The following is a 1,194-nucleotide window of genomic DNA, read 5'->3' as shown; positions in this document are numbered from 1 at the left end:
GGATATCATACATTGTTATTTTAAACATAAGTGTTTACGCTAATTTAAAATATCCTTATGGCGAAGAGCCAATTTATGTTAGAGACGGAATTGTAATAGAGAATAGTTCATTTAATATTTCTGTCTTAAACTATAACGATTCAACAGTGTCAGGTTCTTTCTATAGAGAGATTTTAATCAAGGCAACATCTGGGTATAACTATACTTACTTTTATGGAGCGTTTTTCTTAATACTCTTTGGAATATCAGCTTTCTTCATAGTTACTCCAGATGCTATGAAAATAATAAATAGGAATTCAATCAGAGGACCGCCCCCACCGACTAATATGACACAAATAAAGGTTAACTCCTTGGAGGACTTCATGAAAATGATGAGACACTACAACGCTAGAGCCATACGGTTTGATAGTGGATATTACTTTATACATGACAATGTAGTTTATTTGTATTCCTATAATTCATGATTTTTGTAGCAAAAATTAAGAACAATAATTTTTTATCGAGTAAGAATTAATATTTTTCCCTTTGTTTACGTCCTTCTTTGATTAGCCGTAATCTTTAAAAGGTTTGTCTAATATAAATATATATGCTTTTAAAGAAAAAGAGGAATAGCCTAGAGATAACTATTACCATGTTGGAAGCTTGTACAGATGGTATTAATAAGACAAAACTCATGTATAAGGTTAACCTCAGTACCAGACCCTTCAACAAATATTTAAATCAATTGGTAAAAAGCGGGTATATAAAAAGAGAAGGAAATTTGTACAAATTAACTGAAAAAGGTATGAAATATTTACAAAGAGCTAGGGAATACTTAGAGTTAGCTAAGAAATTAGAAGAGTTAAGGAAGGAGATTGATAAGTGACAAGCTAATAGTAAGAGGCTTATTTCTTTGATAGGAGAATTATCACTTATATTACAATTTCTTTTAAGTTTGATTCTGGCTATTTTATTGATGTCAATAATGAAAGAATATATGAAGATTTTAGAGGATAAGGAGAGAGAGATGAGTATGAAAAGAACTTTAGATTTTCTCATAGCTCTTACTTCAGTTTTAGGTAATAGTAATACTAGTAATCTCTTAGAGGAGATTTTAGTTTACATTACTACAATGAAAGGGGGAGATGTAAAAGCAATTTATGAGACTACCATTAAGAAGTTAAAACCAATCGAGAATGAGTTGAATTATGTTCT

1 protein-coding gene and 2 pseudogenes are annotated in these 1,194 nt (G+C 30.1%); all 3 read left to right on the top strand.

What is annotated here, in order from left to right:
• A pseudogene (locus tag DMP16_RS11105) lies at positions 1 to 464 on the top strand (hypothetical protein); the annotation flags it as partial.
• A gap of 122 nt (positions 465 to 586) precedes the next feature.
• A complete protein-coding gene (locus tag DMP16_RS10045; protein WP_069281366.1) occupies positions 587 to 865 on the top strand; it encodes a winged helix-turn-helix domain-containing protein in 279 nt (92 codons plus the stop codon).
• A 90-nt stretch (positions 866 to 955) separates the two neighbouring features.
• Positions 956 to 1,194, top strand: a pseudogene (locus DMP16_RS10040) (hypothetical protein); the annotation flags it as partial.

The sequence above is a fragment of the Sulfolobus sp. B1 genome (genome assembly GCF_007050195.1).
Lineage (GTDB): Archaea > Thermoproteota > Thermoprotei_A > Sulfolobales > Sulfolobaceae > Saccharolobus.
The sequence above is the reverse complement of the archived record's forward strand: the minus strand, read 5'-3'. Positions and strand labels throughout refer to the sequence as shown.

Coding starts and splice junctions, on each gene's coding strand:
- DMP16_RS10045 (WP_069281366.1), top strand. CDS start 587: ATGCTTTTAAAGAAAAAGAGGAATAGCCTAGAGATAACTATTACCATG.